The sequence below is a fragment of the Vibrio sp. 10N.261.55.F4 genome (assembly GCF_041470465.1).
In the GTDB taxonomy this organism is placed as follows: Bacteria; Pseudomonadota; Gammaproteobacteria; order Enterobacterales; family Vibrionaceae; genus Vibrio; species Vibrio crassostreae_C.
In genome coordinates this window covers 173,226-194,529 of record NZ_JBFRMM010000015.1, presented here as the reverse complement: position 1 = coordinate 194,529, position 21,304 = coordinate 173,226, and the positions used below count along the sequence as shown (strand labels likewise).

The 21,304-nt window shown below is 45.1% G+C and carries 19 protein-coding genes, 1 tRNA gene and 1 riboswitch; of the genes, 6 read left to right on the top strand and 14 right to left on the bottom strand.

Going from position 1 to position 21,304, the window contains the following annotated elements; all coding sequences use genetic code 11:
• Nucleotides 1–20 precede the first annotated feature (20 nt).
• From AB4249_RS09210 to moaA, 11 genes are all read right to left on the bottom strand, one after another.
• On the bottom strand, nt 21–959 hold the full coding sequence (locus AB4249_RS09210) for a glutathione S-transferase family protein (RefSeq protein ID WP_136978363.1): 939 nt from the start codon (nt 957–959) through the stop codon (nt 21–23).
• A 205-nt stretch (nt 960–1,164) separates the two neighbouring features.
• Nucleotides 1,165–2,151 carry a murein tripeptide/oligopeptide ABC transporter ATP binding protein OppF gene (gene oppF / locus AB4249_RS09205; protein WP_017062172.1) on the bottom strand — a complete coding sequence of 329 codons (987 nt, stop codon included), beginning with the start codon at nt 2,149–2,151 and terminating at the stop codon, nt 1,165–1,167.
• Complete coding sequence (locus AB4249_RS09200) at nt 2,148–3,119, bottom strand: ABC transporter ATP-binding protein (protein ID WP_012603544.1); 972 nt, start codon at nt 3,117–3,119, stop codon at nt 2,148–2,150. Before AB4249_RS09200 ends, oppF begins: the two co-directional genes overlap by 4 nt.
• Nucleotides 3,120–3,161: 42 nt before the next feature.
• A complete protein-coding gene (oppC, locus tag AB4249_RS09195; protein ID WP_017062173.1) occupies nt 3,162–4,064 on the bottom strand; it encodes an oligopeptide ABC transporter permease OppC in 903 nt (300 codons plus the stop codon).
• A gap of 15 nt (nt 4,065–4,079) precedes the next feature.
• Nucleotides 4,080–5,000 carry an oligopeptide ABC transporter permease OppB gene (gene oppB / locus AB4249_RS09190; protein WP_017062174.1) on the bottom strand — a complete coding sequence of 307 codons (921 nt, stop codon included), beginning with the start codon at nt 4,998–5,000 and terminating at the stop codon, nt 4,080–4,082.
• A 114-nt stretch (nt 5,001–5,114) separates the two neighbouring features.
• Nucleotides 5,115–6,746: an ABC transporter substrate-binding protein gene (locus AB4249_RS09185; RefSeq protein ID WP_065583971.1), complete on the bottom strand. Its 1,632-nt coding sequence runs from the start codon at nt 6,744–6,746 to the stop codon at nt 5,115–5,117.
• A gap of 652 nt (nt 6,747–7,398) precedes the next feature.
• Nucleotides 7,399–7,854, bottom strand: coding sequence for a molybdopterin synthase catalytic subunit MoaE (moaE, locus tag AB4249_RS09180; RefSeq protein ID WP_017062176.1), 456 nt, complete (start codon nt 7,852–7,854; stop codon nt 7,399–7,401).
• Nucleotides 7,855–7,856: 2 nt separating this feature from the next.
• Complete coding sequence (gene moaD / locus AB4249_RS09175; protein ID WP_017063465.1) at nt 7,857–8,102, bottom strand: molybdopterin synthase sulfur carrier subunit; 246 nt, start codon at nt 8,100–8,102, stop codon at nt 7,857–7,859.
• Complete coding sequence (gene moaC / locus AB4249_RS09170) at nt 8,099–8,578, bottom strand: cyclic pyranopterin monophosphate synthase MoaC (protein WP_004734026.1); 480 nt, start codon at nt 8,576–8,578, stop codon at nt 8,099–8,101. The genes moaD and moaC overlap by 4 nt, the downstream gene beginning before the upstream one ends.
• Before the next feature lie 12 nt (nt 8,579–8,590).
• Nucleotides 8,591–9,103 (bottom strand): molybdenum cofactor biosynthesis protein B, encoded by a 513-nt coding sequence (moaB, locus tag AB4249_RS09165; protein WP_004734027.1) that lies wholly within the window; start codon nt 9,101–9,103, stop codon nt 8,591–8,593.
• A gap of 86 nt (nt 9,104–9,189) precedes the next feature.
• Entirely contained in the window at nt 9,190–10,179 is a 990-nt protein-coding gene (moaA, locus tag AB4249_RS09160; protein WP_372102873.1) for a GTP 3',8-cyclase MoaA, read from the bottom strand.
• Nucleotides 10,168–10,320: riboswitch (molybdenum cofactor riboswitch) on the bottom strand. It overlaps the preceding gene by 12 nt.
• 194 nt (nt 10,321–10,514) lie before the next feature.
• Between moaA and AB4249_RS09155 the strand changes: the two genes are divergently transcribed.
• Nucleotides 10,515–11,402, top strand: a complete 888-nt coding sequence (locus tag AB4249_RS09155) for a YvcK family protein (protein ID WP_017062178.1) — start codon at nt 10,515–10,517, stop codon at nt 11,400–11,402.
• A gap of 74 nt (nt 11,403–11,476) precedes the next feature.
• Here the strand turns inward: AB4249_RS09155 and luxU are convergent, their stop codons facing one another.
• From luxU to uvrB, 3 genes are all read right to left on the bottom strand, one after another.
• Complete coding sequence (gene luxU, locus AB4249_RS09150; RefSeq protein WP_017062179.1) at nt 11,477–11,821, bottom strand: quorum-sensing phosphorelay protein LuxU; 345 nt, start codon at nt 11,819–11,821, stop codon at nt 11,477–11,479.
• Nucleotides 11,822–11,845: 24 nt separating this feature from the next.
• Nucleotides 11,846–13,234: a quorum-sensing sigma-54 dependent transcriptional regulator LuxO gene (gene luxO / locus AB4249_RS09145; RefSeq protein ID WP_004734031.1), complete on the bottom strand. Its 1,389-nt coding sequence runs from the start codon at nt 13,232–13,234 to the stop codon at nt 11,846–11,848.
• 302 nt (nt 13,235–13,536) lie between these two features.
• Nucleotides 13,537–15,567 carry an excinuclease ABC subunit UvrB gene (gene uvrB / locus AB4249_RS09140; protein WP_372102871.1) on the bottom strand — a complete coding sequence of 677 codons (2,031 nt, stop codon included), beginning with the start codon at nt 15,565–15,567 and terminating at the stop codon, nt 13,537–13,539.
• A 509-nt stretch (nt 15,568–16,076) separates the two neighbouring features.
• Here uvrB and AB4249_RS09135 point away from each other — a divergent pair.
• From AB4249_RS09135 to rsxD, 5 genes are all read left to right on the top strand, one after another.
• Nucleotides 16,077–16,152, top strand: a tRNA-Asn gene (locus AB4249_RS09135).
• 487 nt (nt 16,153–16,639) lie between these two features.
• Entirely contained in the window at nt 16,640–17,218 is a 579-nt protein-coding gene (gene rsxA, locus AB4249_RS09130) for an electron transport complex subunit RsxA (protein WP_004734039.1), read from the top strand.
• 2 nt (nt 17,219–17,220) lie between these two features.
• Complete coding sequence (gene rsxB, locus AB4249_RS09125) at nt 17,221–17,814, top strand: electron transport complex subunit RsxB (RefSeq protein WP_004734040.1); 594 nt, start codon at nt 17,221–17,223, stop codon at nt 17,812–17,814.
• 7 nt (nt 17,815–17,821) lie between these two features.
• A complete protein-coding gene (gene rsxC / locus AB4249_RS09120) occupies nt 17,822–20,257 on the top strand; it encodes an electron transport complex subunit RsxC (protein WP_372102869.1) in 2,436 nt (811 codons plus the stop codon).
• Complete coding sequence (rsxD, locus tag AB4249_RS09115; RefSeq protein ID WP_017063459.1) at nt 20,257–21,303, top strand: electron transport complex subunit RsxD; 1,047 nt, start codon at nt 20,257–20,259, stop codon at nt 21,301–21,303. Before rsxC ends, rsxD begins: the two co-directional genes overlap by 1 nt.
• Nucleotide 21,304: the final 1 nt, after the last annotated feature.

The following is a 21,304-nucleotide window of genomic DNA, read 5'->3' as shown; positions in this document are numbered from 1 at the left end:
TTACTTTAATTGGTATAAGCCTAGCCTCGACCATGTGGTGATTCTAAGTCTAGCTCTGGTCCTTTGGGTACAACTTGAGTCGGATTGATACCAGTGTGGCTGTAGTAGTAGTGACGCTTGATATGATAGAAATCGGTCGTCTCTTTAATACCCTCTATTTGATAGAGCTCTTTTAGATAACCTTGGATATGTTTGTAATCCGCAATTCGTTGCTTGTTACACTTGAAGTGACCCACATACACAGCATCGAATCGAACCAAGGTCGTGAACAACCGCCAATCCGCTTCAGTAATCTGCTCTCCCGCTAAATAACGTTTCTCACTAAGATGCGCATCCACTTTATCTAACGCTTCAAATAACGCTTCATACGCCTCTTCGTAGGCTTCTTGTGTTGTCGCAAAGCCGGTTCGGTATACGCCGTTGTTGATGTTTGGGTAGATATAATCATTCCACTCATCAATCTTCTTGGACAACTCCCACGGGTAGTAATCATCGGTGTTACCCGTTAGCTCGTTAAACTCTGAGTTAAACATGCGAATGATTTCAGACGACTCGTTACTCACAATGGTGTTGGTTTTCTTATCCCACAGCACAGGTACCGTTACTCTACCCGAGTAGTCAGGCTTGGCTTGAGTGTAGATTTGGTGCATGCGGGTATGGCCAAATAGAGGTTCAGGTAACCCCATTTGCCAACCTTCACTCATCATGTCTGGGCAAACAACCGTCACGTCAATGTGATCGGTTAGGTCTTTCAGCTCGCGGAAGATAAGGGTTCGGTGCGCCCAAGGGCAAGCTAACGATACGTATAAGTGATAACGGCCGCTTTCCGGCTCAAACTGCGCGCCCGGTTTGTTCTCTACCCAATGACGAAAGCCCGCATCTTCACGAACAAACTTACCACCGCTTTCTTTCGTGTCGTACCACACATCATGCCAAACACCTTCAACTAATTTGCCCATATCCAAACCTCTGTGATGCTAACTTTTCTCTAGTATAAAAAAAGCCAACTTTTTCAAAACTAGAAGAAGTTGGCTTAGTTGTTCGAATTATTTGATGAAGCTGTTGAGCAAAATATAGGAACTAGGTCTGCAGTACAAAAAAAGCGCGACTCTAAAAACTAGTCGCGCTTAAGCCTGTCACAGGCTGAACCGTTTTAAATTGGCCCTAGACTTGTACGTGCAAGCAAGATACTGCGTGCACATCATCGCCTTGAATCGTTGGCTTAGTTTGCGCACACGCTTCTGTCGCTTGTGGACAACGAGTACGGAAAACACATCCTGATGGTGGGTTGATTGGCGATGGTAGGTCACCTTCCAGCATCTGGATAGTTTTACTACGCTCTAAGCGAGGATCTGGAATAGGAACCGCAGACATCAACGCCTTGGTGTACGGGTGCTTTGGATCAGAGAATAGTGCATCTGACTCACCCAGCTCAACCGCATTACCTAGGTACATTACCAATACACGGTCTGAGATGTGCTTAACCACTGACAAATCGTGCGCGATAAATACCAGCGAAAGACCTAGCTCTTTTTGCAGTTCTTTCAAAAGGTTAACAACTTGAGCTTGGATAGATACGTCAAGTGCCGAAACAGGTTCGTCACAAATGATCATCTTAGGTTTCAAGATAAGTGCACGTGCAATACCAATACGCTGACACTGACCACCAGAGAATTCATGTGGGTAACGGTTGATTACGTTTGGTAGTAGACCAACCTTTGCCATCATCTCTTTAACTCTGTCCTTCACTTCTTGTTTAGAAAGTTCAGGGAAGAAAGTCTCTAGAGGCTCAGCAATGATATCGCCTACTGACATACGTGGGTTAAGCGACGCTAGCGGGTCTTGGAAGATCATCTGAATCTCTTTACGAGTCTCACGACGCTTCACTTCCTGCATCTTAGTTAGGTCTTGACCTAACCACATCACTTGACCTTCAGTCGCTTCAACCAAGCCGATAATCGCACGGGCAAAAGTTGATTTACCACAACCAGACTCACCCACTACGCCTAGTGTTTCGCCTTCGTAAAGGTGAACATCAACCCCATCAACCGCTTTAAGGTTTGATGGTTTTGCCCAAGGCCAAGCAGACTTAGCTGCAATGCTAAAGTGAACTTTCAGGTCTTTAATATCTAATAGTAATTCTTTACTCATTTTGTCCAAGTCTCCCAGTCTGAAAAACAAGCACGCTGACGGTCTTTAGCAAATGGCTGCAAAATCGGTGCTTCTTGCTTACAACGGTCCATTACACGGTGACAACGGTCTTGGTAAGGACAACCTGTTGGTAGGCGAAGTAAGTTAGGTGGGTTACCTGGAATCGTCGGTAGAATTTCACCTTCGGTATCCAAACGAGGAATCGCTTTAAGCAGGCCTTCCGCGTATGGGTGGCTTGGCTCGTAGAAGATTTCATCAACCGTGCCGTACTCCATTGTACGACCCGCGTACATCACAAGTACTTTGTCACAAGAACCAGCAACAACACCCAAGTCATGGGTGATCATAATGATTGCTGTATTGAACTCATCTTTTAGTTCGTTCAGCAATTCCATGATTTGCGCTTGAATGGTTACATCCAGTGCCGTTGTTGGTTCATCAGCGATAAGCAATTTAGGACGACACAGCAGTGCCATTGCGATCATCACACGCTGACGCATACCGCCCGAAAACTCGTGCGGGTACATAGTGATACGCTTGCGTGCTTCAGGGATTTTCACCGCTTCAAGCATGCGTACTGATTCTTCAAACGCTTCTGCTTTACCCATGCCTTTATGCAGCATAAGTACTTCCATCAGCTGATCACTTACTTTCATGTAAGGGTTCAGTGAGGTCATTGGATCTTGGAAGATCATCGCGATTTGTTCAGCACGAACCTTGTTCAGTGCTTTTTCAGGCAGGTTGAGAATTTCATTGCCTTCAAACTTTGCACTGCCTGAGATGATGCCGTTCTTAGCCAGCAGCCCCATCAGTGCAAATACCGTTTGTGATTTACCTGAACCCGACTCACCAACAATACCTAGCGTTTCGCCTTGGTTAAGTGAGAAGTTCAAGTCGTTTACTGCGGTTACGATACCATCTTGCGTGGTAAATTCGACGCGCAGATCTTTGACATCTAATAAGCTCATTATTGCTTCCTTAATCTTTTATAGCTTTTAATTGCTATTTCGTTATCTGTCTTTTGGATCAAGCGCGTCGCGCAGACCATCACCTACGTAGTTAAAGCAGAACAGCGTAACTACCATGAATGCCGCAGGGAATGTCAATTGCCAGATTGCAACTTCCATTGTTTGCGAACCTTCTTGAAGCAATGCGCCCCAGCTTGTCATAGGCTCTTGAACACCAAGACCAAGGAAAGATAAGAATGATTCTGTAAGGATCATGCTTGGAATAAGCAACGTAGAGTAAACCGCTACGATACCCAGTACGTTCGGTACGATGTGACGTGTAATGATCTTCCATTTGCTTACACCACATACGTGTGCAGCTTCAATGAACTCTTTACTACGTAGGCTCAACGTTTGACCACGTACAATACGCGCCATATCTAGCCAAGCAATCGCACCAATAGCAACGAAGATTAGGACGATGTTACGACCAAAGAACGTTACCAGTACGATTACTAGGAACATGAATGGCACTGCGTACAAGATCTCTAGGATACGCATCATCACTCGGTCAGTACGACCGCCGATGAAGCCTGAAGCTGCACCGTAAAGCGTACCAATCAGTACCGCTACGAAGGCACCCATCACACCAACCATCAATGAGATGCGGCCACCGACAAGAGTACGAACGTACAAATCACGACCTAAGCTATCGGTACCAAACCAGTGATCCGCATTCGGACCAACGTGCATTGCGTACCAGTCAGTATCATCATAAGTGTACTGAGCCAGCATTGGTAAGAAGATAACTGCCAGTACCATAAGCGTAAGAATGAACAGACTCACCATCGCAGCTTTGTTTCGCATGAAACGAATGCGCGCGTCCTGCCACAAACTACGACCTTCAATCTCTAAGCTCTCAGAGAACTTTTCGATCGCTTCTAAATTTTCTTTTTTCTTCAACATAACCATGCGTCCCTGTTAGTAGCGAATTTTCGGGTCAATAAGCGCTAGCAAAATATCAACGATTGCGTTGAACAAGATGAATAGGAAACCAATCAAGATGGTTACACCCATTACTAGCGAGTAGTCACGGTTAAACGCGGCGTTAACAAACAGCTTACCGATACCTGGTAGGCCGAAGATGGTTTCAACAACAACTGAACCTGTGATGATACCTACGAACGCAGGTCCCATGTAAGAAACAACAGGTAGCATTGCTGGCTTAAGTGCATGTTTTAGAATGATATAACGGTAGCTTAGACCTTTTGCACGTGCAGTTCGGATAAAGTTACTGTTTAGCGTTTCAATCATGCTACCACGAGTAATACGAGCAAAGGTTGCTACGTAAAGAAGAGACATCGCGATAACAGGCAGCACGATGTACATGAATGTACCGCCATGCCAACCACCTGCTGGGAATATGTTCCAGTGCAGGGAGAAAAGGTAAATAAGCGCCGGTGCCAACACGAAAGATGGCATTACCACCCCGAGCATGGCGGTCGACATTATGGTGTAGTCGACCCAGGTGTTGTGCTTCAAGGCGGCAATGGTTCCGACCGTTACCCCCATCAATAATGTGAAGATAAAAGCAACGAAACCTACCTTCGCAGATACTGGAAGTGCAACCGCGATCAGCTCATTTACTGTGTAATCTTGGTATTTAAAAGAGGGACCGAAGTCACCTTGTAAGATATTTGTCAAATACGTGGTGTATTGTTCAAACACTGGTTTATCTAAGCCGTATTTAGCTTCGATGTTAGCCATAACTTCTGGCGGTAATGGACGCTCGCTTGAAAACGGGTTACCCGGTGCGAAACGCATGAGAAAGAAAGATATAGTGATCAACACCAACATGGTTGGAATCGCTTCAAATATCCTTTTCATAATGAATTTAAGCATAAACTCACTCTTTCAGTCTGTGACAATTAAAATTAGAAAGACGCTACATGCGCGCCCTGCGCATGTAGTGCCTGTATCGTTATAGTTATATTAACTTTTTAGAATCGAAGCTTATTATTGAGCTTTGATGTATAGGTCTTTCGAGAAGATCTTGTCTTCCGCGTTGTTGATTGGGAAACCACCAACATGCGGGTTAAGTAGACGAGATTTCACGTATTGGTAGATAGGAGCAATTGGCATGTCGTTTGCCATTAGCGCCTCAGCTTCTAGGTAAAGTGCTTTGCGCTCTTCTTCTGAAGTTGAGTTAAGTGCTTTATCGATGATCTTATCGTAAGCCGCGCTGTCGTAGTGAACACCACCGGTAGTGTTGTTACTCTTCATTAGCGTCAGGAACGAAGACGCTTCATTGTAGTCACCACACCAACCAGCACGTGCTACTTCGAAGTCACCAGAATCTTTAGAAGATAGGTACGTTTTCCACTCTTGGTTCTCAAGTGTTACAGAAAGACCCAGTGTTTTCTTCCACATAGAACCTAGCGCTACAGCAATCTTCTTGTGGTTCTCTGAAGTGTTGTAAAGCAGGTTGAATTTAAGTGGGTTGTCTTTACCGTAACCCGCTTCTTCAAGAAGACGTTCCGCTTCTGCGTTACGCTCTTTCTGAGACATCTTGCCGTAAGCAGGTAGCTCAGGATCGAAGCCAGCTGTGATTTCAGGCGTTAGGAAATACGCAGGTTTTTGACCTTGCGCTAGGATAGCACCTGTTACGATATCACGGTCGATCGCGTAAGAGATTGCTTGACGAACACGAACATCATCAAATGGTGCTTTCTTCGTATTGAAGATGTAGTAGTAAGTACATAGGTTACCCGCTACAGATACATCTTCTGCGTACTCTTTTTGAAGACGCTTGAAGTGCTCAGTTGGAAGTTCGTTTGTGAAATCGATTTCACCAGATAGGAAACGGTTCATTTCCGCTACTTGGTTTTCGATTGGTAGGAACGTTACTTTGTTAAGAACTGTTTTATCGTTGTCCCAGTACTGTTCGTTACGCTTGAGTACTAGACGCTCGTTAACAACCCATTTATCAACAGAGAATGCACCGTTGCCAACAAAGTGCTCTGGCTTAGTCCACTGGTCACCGTATTTTTCAACAGTTGCCTGGTGTACTGGCTTCATTGTTGTGTGGCCCATCATCATTACGAAGTATGGTACCGCTGTTTCTAATTCAACAACTAGAGTGTTTGCATCCACTGCTTTAACGCCTAGTTCACTCTTGTCTTTCTTACCCGCTACGATATCTTTCGCATTCGCCATCTTGGTGTATTCCATGTACCAAGCGTATGGAGAAGCCGTTGCAGGATCAACTGCACGTTGCCAGCTGTATACAAAATCTTGAGCTGTTACAGGATCGCCGTTAGACCATTTTGCGTCTTTGCGTAGGTGGAAAGTGAATGTTTTGTTGTCTGTCGTTTCCCAGCTTTCCGCAACACCAGGGATAGTGTTGCCGTCGCCGTCTTGGTTCACTAGACCTTCTAGAAGATCACGAATTACGTGAGATTCTGGTACACCTTGAGATTTGTGTGGGTCGATAGTTGCAACTTCAGTACCGTTACCGCGAACAAGTTCCTGAACTTTTGCCAGTTCTGTGCCTGCTGGAACTTCAGCAGCGATAGAAAGAGTAGAAGAGGCAGCCACTGCCAAACCAGCACCTAGAAGAAGGGCCTGAGTGATTTTATTCTTGTACATTTAATAAACTCCAAGTTTTATGTATTGCATCCATGACTTCTTTGCTTGGTTCACTGAACGGCAGTGATTTAGATTTATTTAGCTCAAAATTTAAGCATAAAAATCTAAAACCTTACAAAGATTGAGGCACACACTATCAACCATTGAAGTAATTTGCCACAAACAAGTCGCAAAAAATCGGATAATTCTCCGAAATACTTAAGGTATCAGTGTAAATATCTAAAAAACCCCAAATCAGTAGTGACTTGCGTAGAGGGATTAATTAAAAAACAGCCTTTAGTGTTGATGTATCTGTGTTGATACTTTTTTTTAGCATCTTATGCTAGAACACTGAGCGCAAATTAACATTAATGCCACATGAAATCTAATTGCACATCACATATCACCTAAACCGTCTACACTATTTGTGAGGATAATCACTTTATACAAGACAGCATAATGCTCTGCACCAAACCGGGTTATCCAATGCACCAATTAAGACAAAATTACGCGCTGAATTTATATGCAACCACAATGAATTATCATTTGTCAAATCAATGATTATCTATAAATAGATTTATAGCAGGTACAAAAAAACCGACCTAAGTGGTCGGTTTTTGACTGTCTCATATACAAATGAGTAAATGCTGAAGCAACATCACTTTAAGAGAAATTACTTCTCCCAGCGTTCCGCTGCTTTCGTGTCTGAATCACGAGAATCAACCCAACGCGTCGTTTCGGTCGTGCGTTCCTTTTTCCAAAAGGGAGCCTTGGTTTTCAGGAAGTCCATAACGAATTCACAGGCTTCAAATGCAGCACCACGGTGTGCACTGGATACACCAACGTAAACAATCTGGTCGCCGATATCTAAGTCACCTACACGGTGGATAACACGCATCTTCTGAATAGGCCAGCGAGCCTCAGCTTGGTCACAGATCTCGCTCAGTGATTTTTCTGTCATACCCGGATAGTGCTCCAGAGACAAACCAATCACATTGTCGCCAAGGTTCATGTCGCGAACTTTACCAACGAACGTCACAATCGCTCCGGCAGCTGTACCTTGAGCCAAGTAGTCGTATTCGTCGCCTACCGAGAAGTCCTCAGCTGTCACTAATACTCTTGGATCCATGCTTAGCCTCCAGTCACTGGTGGGAAGAAAGCCACTTCGTCGCCGTCTTTCACTTCAGCTGTCAGAGGTACGATTGATTGGTTAAGTGCAGCCAGAAGCTTCCCCTCTTCCAATGCGATATCCCATTTGCCTTCTTGTGTCACAAGATGACTACGAATCGCTTCAATCGTCTTAAATTGTGCATCAACTTCAACGCTGTCCACACCAACAAGTTCACGAGTTTGAGCAAAGAAAAGTACTGTAATCATGACTCCACCTTAAAGTGACCAGATTTACCACCTGTCTTCTCTAGCAGGCGCACGTTTTCGATAACAATGTCTTTCTGAACAGCTTTACACATATCGTAAATCGTTAACGCAGCCACAGAAGCAGCCGTTAGCGCTTCCATCTCTACGCCCGTCTTACCCGCAAGCTTACAAACAGATTCGATGCGAACCTTGTTTTCAGACTCAATAGCTTCAAGCTGCACTTCTACTTTAGTTAATAGCAGAGGGTGACACAGGGGAATCAGATCCCACGTCTTCTTCGCCGCTTGAATACCCGCAATACGTGCCGTTGCGAAAACATCACCTTTATGGTGGCTACCAGAGACAATCAGCTCTAGCGTTTCTGCCGACATTTGAACGAAGGCTTCCGCTCTCGCTTCACGTACTGTTTCCGCTTTAGCCGATACATCGACCATGTTTGCTTCGCCAGACGCGTTAATGTGTGTAAATTGGCTCATACTCAAACCGCCTTATACAGAAAGGTGTGGCATGAAGTTACAAGGACGGTGGCTAGCATCCATCTGTTGCTTGATGATCTTAGTCCAACCGGTGCGGCAAGCGCCTGTAGAACCTGGCATCGCAAAGATAACCGTGTGGTTAGCAAAACCCGCAATCGCACGAGATTGAATTGTCGAAGTACCGATCTCTTCGTAAGATACTTGACGGAATAGCTCACCAAAGCCTTCTACTTCTTTGTCGAACAGTGGCTTAAGCGCTTCAGGCGTGCTGTCACGAGAAGTGAAACCAGTACCACCCGTGATCATGATAGCTTGTACGCTTTCATCAGCGATCCATTTAGATACGATCGCACGGATCTTGTACATGTCATCAATAACGATTTGCTTATCAACCACGTTGTGACCCGCTTCTTTAGCATGCTCTGCTAGGTAACCGCCTGAAGTGTCGTTTTCTTCTGTACGAGTATCTGAAACCGTTAGTACTGCGATGTTTGCTGCTTGGAATTTGCTTTCTGCGTGACCCATTTGTTCACCTATATAAATTTTTCATTAGACTGATTCGCCCAGCCTGAAGAAGCTGAGCGATAAAATGCTTTAGAGTGTGTAGCGGGTTAACCGCCGATTGACGCCAAGTTTGGAGTCATGCCGCTGTTGCCATCGTGTAAGAAGTGGCTAACGGACTTGGTTTGAAGCTGAGCCTGAATTCGATCAATGAGTTCTTGCTCTTGTTGATCTTCTTGAATCAGATCTCTCAGTTCAACACCATGGTCGCCAAACAGACATAAGTGAAGTTTACCGGTCGCAGAAACGCGCAGTCGGTTACAACTCTCACAAAAGTCTTTCTCGTAAGGCATGATCAAACCGATTTCACCCTTGTAGTCTGGGTGGACAAACACTTGCGCCGGGCCATCGTTAACGGCTTTGACTTTTAACAGCCAACCATTAGCAATAAGCTGGTTGCGAATCGCAACGCCAGACACATGATGTTTATCGAACAACTCGTACATCTCGCCGGTTTTCATCAGCTCGATAAAACGTAATTGAATAGGTTTGTCTTTGATCCAATTAAGGAAGGCTGGTAATTCCTGACTATTGAGGTCTTTCATTAATACGACGTTGACTTTGACTTGTTCAAAGCCAACCTCAAACGCTTTATCAATGCCTCGCATAACCTCAGTAAACTTATTCTCACCAGTGATCTGATGGAACATGCGCGAATCTAAACTATCCACGCTCACGTTTATATGGGTTAAACCAGCATCACGCCATTGCCCTACTTGTTTCTCCATGCGGTAGCCATTCGTTGTGGTGGCTACTTTTTCGATGCCTGGAGTAGAAGCAACGGTATGTATGATTTCAGGAAAGTCTTTACGCAGACTCGGCTCTCCGCCTGTAATGCGGATCTTTGAGGTACCACAATCTGCAAACGCTTTAACAACGCGTTTGATCTCGGGAACACTTAAAAAAGACGAGTTTTTTTGCCCTGACGGTTTGTAACCATCTGGCAAGCAGTAAGTACATTTAAAGTTACAGACGTCTGTAACCGACAAGCGCAAGTAATAAAACTTGCGATGGAATCTATCTTCGAATTGTTGCGCCACGGAACACCTTTCCAAACACGGGAGGCATAATCATTTCCAATTAAGCCCTTGTGACAACATGTCACTGGCTCTTGATGCGTATCGGTACAGCAAATACCACTGTGCGACTTAGCATGCGAGAGCTCGGAGTTATGGCAACTGAGCGTTATATTCACACGCGCAGTAGCTGAGTAATAAAATACTTAATATTTGTACGTGAATCTAGCTCTGATGGTAAAAAACGGGTCACATCGGCAAAAAAAACGTATCAAACGCTCAAAATAACTCTTGTTGAGTATATAGCGAGAAGCATTTAACCTAAATTATAGTTGGTAATAACCTAACAAGAACAATAAATGAATATTTACTCTTCAAAGAAAGTCGTAGCAATCGGCGGTGGCCATGGCTTAGGTCGCATGTTAGCTGCATTAAAAGACTTTGGTAACAACGCAACTGGCATTGTTGCAACGACAGATAACGGCGGTTCCACCGGACGTATTAGAGATTGCCAAGGTGGCATCGCATGGGGAGATACACGCAACTGTATCAACCAATTAATCACAGAGCCTTCAATCAGTTCGATGATGTTCGAATACCGCTTTCGTGGTCAAGGTGAGCTAGACGGTCATAACTTGGGTAACCTAATGCTGACGGCGTTAGACAACCTTTCCGTTCGCCCATTGGAAGCAATTAACCTGATTCGAAATATGCTCAAGGTCGATGTCAATATCGTGCCGATGACTGAGCATCCTTCAGACCTCACGGCTCTATCAATGGACGGCCGCTGGGTTACCGGCGAAACCAACGTTGATGACATGACGGAAAAGCTGCGCATGATGGACTTGTCTCCAGAAGTGCCAGCAACCAAAGAAGCCGTTGCTGCCGTTGAGCAAGCAGACTGCATTGTCCTTGGCCCTGGAAGCTTTTTAACCAGTGTGATGCCCCCTCTTCTCCTTCCAGAGATTGGCAAAGCAATCTCTGAGAACACCAAGGCAAAAGTTATCTTCGTTGAAAACCTTTCACCAGAGCACGGTCCCGCAGGGAAAATGACGCTTCAAGAGCAATTGGAGTGGTGTGAACGTACCTGTAAGGCAAGGAAAATAGACATCGTGTTAGGCAATGAACCTCACCCGGAACTAGAAGTGCAATGGAATTGTGTGACCACAGATCTTGCATCGGCAAACCGAGATTGGCGACACGACCGTGTGAAGCTTCAACAAGCCATTGAAGCCCAGTTGGCGTAGCCATAGGTTCAAGCGACAAACAACAAAAAAGGAGCATGCTGCTCCTTTTTTAATCTCAGTAATAACTCGCTGTTTTAAAGGTCCGTCATCAACTGCTGATATTCAGTGTACGTCGATAACAGGAGGTCTTGCATATCTTGAAAATCAATCTCGGTTACAGGCAACGCTTGCTTCACTTTTGCGTCTAAGCTAATCGCAAAACTACACAAAGAATCCGCACCAAAGCTTGCTGCGCTGCTCTTAAGCGCATGACTGATATCAGCCAAGTACTTAGAGGTATCCGACTCTTTATTTATCTCTAGGTGTTCGTAGTAGCCTTTCAACTCACCTAAAAAGATTTCCAGTAAAACCGGGACATTCTCTTGGCCTATTTCGCCGGCAAGCTCATCAACTTTTTGCTGATTTAATACTTTCGTCATTATTATTTTCTTATTGTTTGTTGATTACTGCTTCGCATTCCACGTTTGCAACTTACGGTATATCGTCGATGGACTGACATCTAAGAAACCTGCCGCACGAGGGATGTTGCCATCACACGCTTTAATGGCCTGCTCGATAGCCGTTTTCTCAGTGATCCACAATGGGAAAATATCTTTTACCGTGATGTCTTCATTCTGCTTCTCTTTCAATCGCAGACTGTTTTCAATCGGTTGGTTCAACGGTGGTGGAAGCATGTTGAGAGTAATCTCTTTGCCGTTATTCAAAACCACTACGTTCCGCAACACGTTTTGTAGCTGACGAACGTTACCCGGCCACTCATATTGATTAAAGCGATCAAGTACTTCCTGAGCAAAACGTACAAACGCCTTCCCCTCCTCGACCGACATATAGCCTAGCAGAGAATACGCGATCTCGATGACATCTTCACCACGCTCACGCAATGGCGGCAAGTGCAATGGAATCACGTATAAACGATAGTATAAATCTTCTCTAAAGCGACCTTCTTGTACTTCTTTCCAAGGGTCACGGTTGGTCGCACACACAAAACGAACGTCGACACTCTTCATCTTCGAAGAGCCGACTTTTTGGAAAGTACCGGTTTGGATAAAGCGCAGCAGCTTGGTTTGCAGCTCTAAGTCCATTTCGCACAGTTCATCAAGGAACAGTGTTCCACCATCAGCAAGCTCAGCAGCACCTTGGCGATCGGTCGCAGCACCGGTAAAGGCACCTTTAACGTGGCCAAACAGCTCACTTTCAATCAGGTCTTTAGGGATAGCGGCACAGTTAATCGCGATGAACGGCTTATCGCCACGCTTACTCGCCGCATGAATGGCTTCTGCACATACCTCTTTACCGGTACCACTTTCACCAGTAATGAAAATACTGGCCTTACTCGATGCAGCAGAATCGATAGTTCGGTAAACCTGCTGCATGGTTTGGCTGCTGCCGATAAAACCTTGGTAGTTCTGGTTTCCCGGGTGTTCCGAGCTATTTTTAAGTTTGGTGGCTTTGCGGATCGCATTATTCACCGTAATACGGAGTCGGTCGGCTTCACACGGTTTGATAAGGAAATCTTGAGAGCCATGACGCATCGCTTCTACAGCGGTATCGATAGAGCCGTGAGCCGTCATGAAGATAACTGGAACTTCAGGGTATTTTTGTTTTACAGCAAATAGTACGTCCATACCCGTCATATCAGGCAGACGTAGATCTAATAAAATAAGGTCTGGGATTCGATGATTCAAACTCTCGATTGCATCGCGGCCAGTGCCGACAATGTTGATATCAATTTCGAGCGGTGTAAGATACGAGCGATATAAAGCTGCTACCGAAGCGGTATCCTCTACCATCAACAAATACTTCGATTTGTTATCTAGCGTTTTTGATTGCATATCCTAGCCATTTATAATTTGCATTTCTTATTATAGTCGCATTCCGCTTTGCATTATGCAAATTAGCCACAGTATTTGTAGTGTGTTTTTTTACTTGCTTCAAACAATCAATGTTTTATCTATCTGGCACGAACGATGCAACGGTATAAATGACCTTCGGGTCACCTAGCCAACTGACGTTGTTAGTGGACCGATTGTTCACAAACGTAAGCCAGTAGAACATTTACTACTGGCTGTTTTTTTGTCTGAAACACTCTCAATTCTTGTGTTGAGGGGGATCAATTCTCGAGCGAAAAGTGAGATTAGCTGTTGGTAATAAACTGCTTTCTTAACTGCTCAATTTCATCACGCTTCTGTGCGGCCAATTCAAATTCCAGATTCTGAGCATGCTGATACATCGCAGATTCTAGCTTGCTGATCTCTTTATCAAGCTGTTGCGGCGTAAGTACTACATAACTTTCAGAAGGCTCTGCCACCTTAGATAGTGGAACTTGTTTCGATTGGCGCTGCTGCTTCGACTTGGTTAGATCACCTAGTTCCATAATGTCTTTGATATTACGTTTCAACGCTTGCGGCGTGATGCCTTGCTCTTCATTGTATGCTTGCTGCTTCTCACGACGACGATCGGTTTCATCAATCGCTTTTCTCATCGACTTAGTAATCGAATCACCATAAAGGATCGCTCGACCTTCCAAGTTACGCGCAGCACGACCAATGGTTTGAATCAGAGAACGCTCAGAACGCAAGAAGCCCTCTTTATCTGCATCAAGAATCGCCACCAGCGACACTTCAGGCATATCCAAACCTTCACGAAGTAAGTTAATGCCCACTAACACATCGAACTTGCCCAAACGTAGGTCTCGGATGATCTCTACACGCTCAACGGTATCGATATCCGAGTGCAAGTAACGCACTTTAACGCCGTGCTCACTTAGGTATTCGGTTAAGTCTTCTGCCATTCTCTTGGTCAACGTGGTAACCAAAACACGCTCTTCTTTCACTGAACGGATTCTGATTTCAGACAGCAAGTCATCCACCTGCGTCGCGACAGGTCTTACTTCGATGATTGGGTCTAACAGACCAGTAGGACGTACCACTTGATCAGCAATCTCGCCATCTGATTTTTCAATCTCGTAATTACCTGGTGTTGCCGACACAAAAATCGTTTGTGGGGCTATAGACTCAAATTCTTCAAACTTCATTGGACGGTTATCCAATGCAGAAGGCAGTCTAAAACCAAACTCGACCAAGGTTTCTTTACGAGAACGGTCACCTTTATACATCGCACCAATTTGCGGCACAGTCACGTGCGACTCATCGATGATCAGCAAACCATCATCAGGCAGGTAGTCAAATAACGTTGGCGGCGCTTCCCCTTCCGCACGGCCGCTCAAGTATCGTGAATAGTTTTCGATACCGGAACAGAAGCCAAGCTCAGTCATCATCTCAATATCAAACTGAGTTCTTTGAGAGATACGCTGCTCTTCCAAAAGCTTATTGTTGTCTTTTAAGTATTGAGCACGATCGCGCAGTTCGTCCTTGATGTTCTCAATCGCCTCAAGGATTTTTTCTCTTGGCGTTACATAGTGAGTTTTTGGATAAACCGTAAAGCGCGGCAAGTCTCTTTGTTTCACCGCACCAGTCAGAGGATCAAAAATACTAATGCAGTCCACTTCGTCATCGAACATCTCAATTCGAACCGCATCTTGGTCAGATTCAGCCGGAAAGATATCAATCACCTCACCACGAACACGGAACTGACCACGTTCAAAGGCGACATCGTTTCTTGAATATTGCAGCTCAGCCAATCGACGCAGGATATCTCGCTGATCCATCACCTCGCCACGACTCAAATGAAGCATCATCTTCAAATAAGACTTAGGATCACCCAGACCGTAGATAGCCGACACAGAAGCCACAATGATGGCGTCTTTTCGTTCTAATAAGGCTTTGGTTGCCGAAAGCCTCATTTGTTCGATATGAGCGTTCACAGACGCATCTTTCTCGATGAACGTGTCCGTGGTTGGAACGTAGGCTTCAGGTTGGTAGTAATCGTAGTAAGAAACGAAATACTCAACGGCATTGTTTGGAAAGAAAGATTTCATCTCACCGTAAAGTTGAGCCGCCAATGTCTTGTTAGGCGCTAACAGAATCGCAGGTCTTTGAGATTGGGAAATGACGTTGGCAAGGGTAAAGGTTTTACCTGAGCCCGTTACCCCTAGTAGAGTTTGATGTGCCAAACCAGAATCTAATCCGTCTAGTAATTTGGTTATCGCTGTCGGCTGATCACCGGACGGGCTGTAGTCCGATACCAAGTCAAAGAGTTTACTCATAGGTCGCCATTTCCATACTGTTTTTATAATCAGGTCATTGTCACTCTAGGAGGAGTGTAGTTGCAACTATTATCTAGAGAAATGCATCTTAAGATTAGATATCAGTGATAGCTTTTACTTTTAGAACTTGGTATTATCCGTGCCCTTGCAAGATCTCTTCAGCTAAATCACTCAATTTTTCATCCACTACTTTTCCCCAAAAAATCTAAAAATAGCACTTGTTTTACTGTATTTTTTATAATCGCCAAAAGTTATACAATAGTGATATTTTGATACAAATCTTTTAAATACATTACCTTACCTTAGATTTTTATATTCTCAGATTTATCCCAATTATTGTTGTTAAAGTTTCACACACACACTTATCCACAATTTTGGTGGATAACTAAAGAAAGGCTAAATCCGGTAAGGCGTCCAAGAAAGTAAAGTTTTTTATATTATTTTTTTCTGCTATTTTTTGTTGACAGAAATTCGGACTATTATTAGAATTCGCGTCGCTAACAAGCAATTCCCCTTTAGTTCAGTCGGTAGAACGGCGGACTGTTAATCCGTATGTCGCAAGTTCAAGTCTTGCAAGGGGAGCCAAATTCAGAAAAAAGCTCAATCGAAAGATTGGGCTTTTTTCGTATATAACTGCGACTAACTTGTTCCAAGTTAATGTCACAAACCTAGCCGCCCGCGTTCAAGTCTCGACAAGGGGGCCAAATTTAAAGAAGCCGCATCACTCGATGCGGCTTTTTGCGTTTTAGTGCTTTGGGCTCGTATTTTACTCGCCTCTTTCACTCCTCTTTTTGATAGTTCTGAGCACAAAAAGCCACAAATATGACCCTATTCGTAGGAAGCAAATCGAGTTCAATTCAAGAATAATCTTATGAAAAATCCAATTCAACTACTCCTACAAACTTGTCTCACGAAGTAAAAATTGGCCGTCTATACTTACGGTAACTTTAATAATCAATCGATTACCTGATGTTTTTTTCACCAAGTGTCTAAATCCCTAGTGATCCTTGGTTGTTATTAGGTGAGCAAAGCAGGATAATATCGGGATCGGAATCTCAAGAATTAATCCATTATGACCGAATACCTTTTGTTGTTGGTTGGCACAGTGCTGGTCAATAACTTTGTGCTAGTGAAGTTTTTAGGACTATGTCCATTTATGGGAGTCTCCAAGAAACTGGAGACTGCGATTGGCATGGGCCTCGCGACGACTTTCGTTCTAACGTTAGCGTCGGTCTCTGCATACCTAGTAGAAACCTACATCCTTACCCCTCTGGGTATTGAATACCTGCGTACCATGAGTTTCATCTTGGTTATCGCGGTGGTTGTTCAATTTACGGAAATGGTCGTTCACAAAACCAGCCCAACGCTATATCGCCTATTAGGTATCTTCCTGCCTCTTATCACCACCAACTGTGCGGTATTAGGTGTGGCACTTCTGAACATCAATGAAAACCACAACTTCATTCAGTCGATCATCTATGGTTTCGGCGCAGCGGTTGGTTTCTCTCTTGTATTGATCCTATTTGCTGCAATGCGTGAACGTATTGCGGTTGCTGATGTTCCAATGCCATTCAAAGGTGCATCGATTGCGATGATCACAGCAGGCCTAATGTCTCTGGCATTCATGGGCTTTACTGGGTTGGTGAAATAAGCATGAGTACCATTTTAATTGCGATCATTGCGCTAGCCGTTTTAGCCGCTGTTTTTGGCGCTATTTTGGGCTTTGCTTCTATCCGTTTTAAAGTTGAAGCTGATCCTATCGTCGATCAAATCGACACCATTTTACCGCAAACTCAATGTGGCCAGTGTGGCTATCCTGGTTGTCGCCCATACGCAGAGGCGATCGCTAACGGAGACAAGATCAACAAATGTCCTCCGGGCGGCCAAGCAACCATAGAGAAGCTAGCAGATTTAATGGGCGTAGAAGTTGAAGACTCCGCTCATGACTTAGATAACAAAGTAAAAACCGTTGCCTTCATTCATGAAGATATGTGTATCGGCTGTACCAAGTGTATTCAAGCCTGCCCTGTTGACGCCATTGTTGGTGGTACCAAGGCACTGCACACAGTAATTAAAGATGAATGTACAGGTTGTGATCTATGTGTCGCACCGTGCCCTACTGACTGTATTGAAATGATTCCAGTGGCAACAACGACTGAAAATTGGAAATGGCAGATGAACATCATTCCTGTTACTGATATCACTAACCAAGCGACTGATGCGACTGCGTCAGAGCCTAAAGCATAGGGTTAGTATGATCTCTTTAATTGAACAAATTCGCACGGGCTCGATTTGGAACTTCCCTGGCGGCGTGCACCCTGCTGAAAACAAGAAACAGTCGAATACTACTGATATCGTCCATGCAAGGCTTCCAGAAGAAATCGTTCTTCCGGTGAAACAGCACATCGGTAAGCCGGGTAACCTATTGGTTGCTGCTGGCGACACTGTGTTAAAAGGTCAGCAACTTACGGCCTTAGATACAGGTTTTACGTTACCTGTACACGCACCAACATCGGGTGTGATTACCGCTATCGAACCGCGAACTACCGCTCACCCATCAGGCTTGAGCGAAATGTGCGTGGTTATTAAACCTGATGGCCTAGACACTTGGATTGAAAAAAATCCAGTTGAAGATTTTTCGACAAAGACTTCTGACGAACTGCTTGATGTGATTCGCCAAGCTGGTATTTCAGGCATGGGCGGCGCAGGCTTCCCTACGGCTAAGAAGCTTCAATCCGGCTTAGGTCGTACCGACATTTTGATCGTCAATGCTGCGGAATGTGAACCTTACATCACCTCTGATGACAAGTTGCTTCAAGAACATGCCGACGAAGTATTAAAAGGCATTGAAGTAGTTGAACACATTCTTCAACCAAAGCTGACGGTTATCGGCATTGAAGACAACAAACCAGACGCGATAAAAGCGCTTGAGATTGCAGCGAAAGACAAAGATATCGTCATTCGCGTTATCCCAACCAAATACCCTTCTGGTGGTGAGAAGCAACTTATCAAGATCCTCACCAACAAAGAGGTTCCAGCTGGCGGCATTCCTGCAGACATTGGTGTTTTGGTTCAGAACGTCGGCTCTCTTTACTCGATTAAGCGAGCGGTAATTGACGGCGAACCTGTGGTTAACCGCGTTGTGACATTAACCGGTAAAACCTTTAAGCAACCTCGTAACGTTTGGGCGCTATTAGGCACACCAGTACATGAGTTACTTGAAGAGTTTGGCTACAAAGCAGATAAAAAACTGCCGCGTTTAATTTTGGGCGGCCCGATGATGGGCTTTACCTTGCCGCATGCCAATGTGCCAATCACCAAAACGTCGAACTGTATTTTGGCGCCAACGCGTCGTGAGATCTCACCAAGCACTTACGAGATGGAATGTATCCGTTGCAGCGCATGTGCTGAAGCTTGCCCTGCGTCTCTACTTCCTCAACAACTGCAATGGCACGCCAAAGCCAACGAGTTGGATAAGTGTGAAGAGCTAAATATTAAAGACTGTATTGAATGTGGTGCATGTGCATTTGTCTGCCCAAGCGAAATCCCTCTTGTTCAGTACTATCGCCAAGCAAAAGCTGAAATCAAAACTCGAAAAGATGAAGCCGCTGCTGCAGAACGCGCCAAGATTCGTTTTGAAGAGAAGAACGCTCGTATGGAGCGTGATAAAGCCGAACGTGAAAACCGCTTTAAAAAAGCCGCAGATAACCGCCGTAAAGATATGAAAACATCCGGCGGTGATGATGCTATTGCTGCTGCGATTGCTCGTGTTAAAGCACAAAAAGCCGCTGCGGATCAGGCTCCGAATGAAGAACCAGCAGTGAAACCTGCGGTTGCTGCCGCTATTGCGAAGGCAAAAGCGAAACAAGCTGCAGCTCAAAAAGCGGAAGGCGCTGAACCAGACAACTCTGAAATGTCTAAACTGCGTGAAGAGCGCAAGCGTCAAGCGAGAGAGCGCAAGGCACAACAAGCAGCAGCCGATACTCCTGCAGAAAGCTCAGGCGATACGAAGAAAGACGCCGTTGCTGCTGCGATTGCTCGCGCTAAAGCGAAGAAAGCACAGCAAGCGGAATCTGCTTCGGATGCTCCTGTTGAAAGCTCTGGCGATGCTAAGAAAGATGCTGTCGCTGCGGCCATTGCTCGTGCTAAAGCCAAGAAAGCTCAACAAGCTGAATCTGCTGCTGAAGCTCCTGCTGAAAAATCCGGCGATGCCAAGAAAGATGCTGTTACTGCCGCTATCGCTCGTGCTAAAGCCAAAAAAGCCCAGCAAGCGAAGCAAGCAGAAACATCTGAACCAGTGGTTGAAGTTGAAACCGAGACTCAATCGGAGCAAGTCGACCCTAAGAAAGCTGCTGTTGCTGCGGCCATCGCTCGCGCTAAGGCTAAGAAAGCACAGCAAGCGACACAAGAAACAACCGAAGCTCCTGAACCTGCAGTTGAAACTGAAGCTGGAAGTTCTGGCGATGCTAAGAAAGACGCAGTTGCTGCCGCTATAGCCCGTGCTAAAGCAAAAAAAGCACAGCAAGCTAAGCAAGCAGAAACATCTGAACCAGTAGTTGAAGTAGAAACTGATACTCAATCTGAACAGGTCGATCCGAAGAAAGCTGCTGTTGCTGCAGCTATCGCTCGTGCTAAAGCGAAAAAAGCCCAGCAAGAGCTAGATAAAAAGAACAATGAGGAGAAAGAGTAGTGGCCTTCTTTATCGCCAGCTCACCGCACGCGCATAGCCGTAGAAGCACCCCAGATCTAATGAAATGGGTGGCTATTTGTGCATTGCCAGGTCTACTAGCTCAAACCTACTTCTTTGGATGGGGTACCCTCATCCAGTTAGTATTTGCTATTGCACTTGCTGTTACCTTTGAAGCAGCCGTCATGCTATTGAGAAAACGCCCGCCAGTAATGGCACTGCGTGATTACAGTGCTGTTGTAACCGCTTGGCTACTGAGTGTCGCGATTCCCCCACACTCTCCGTGGTGGATCCTCGTCATTGGTATGTTCTTCGCTATTATTATCGCGAAACACTTATACGGCGGCCTAGGGCAGAACCCATTTAACCCTGCGATGGTCGCTTACGTTGTTTTGCTGATTTCATTCCCAGTTCAAATGACCAGTTGGAATGCTCCCGCGAGCCTGACAGCAGAAGCAACAAGCTTTATTGACTCATTCTTGATGATCTTTACTGGCTTCAATAACGAAGGTTTGTCTCTGCAACAAGCACGCCTTGGCATTGATGGCACCACAATGGCGACGCCGCTTGATGCATTCAAAACGGCATTAACGGCAGGCAATACTGCCTCAGAAGCACTATCTCAACCTCAATTTAGTTGGTTAGCTGGCGTAGGCTGGGAGTGGGTAAACCTTGCTTACCTAATCGGCGGTTTAGTGCTGATTAAGCAACGTGTTATTCAATGGTATATCCCTGTGGCTTTCATCGGCAGTCTTACTCTGTTTAGCTTAGTGTTCTTAGTGCTCACTCCTGGTGAAACCGCTTCTCCAACCATTCACCTTCTGTCTGGCGCGACTATGCTTGGTGCATTCTTTATTGCAACCGACCCAGTTTCAGCATCCACGACAGTCAAAGGTCGCTTAGTGTTTGGCGCTCTGATCGGCGGTTTAGTCTTTATCATCCGCAGTTGGGGTGGTTTCCCTGATGGCGTGGCGTTTGCTGTATTGTTAGCCAACATGTGTGTTCCACTGATTGACTACTACACCAAACCTCGCACATACGGTCACTAAG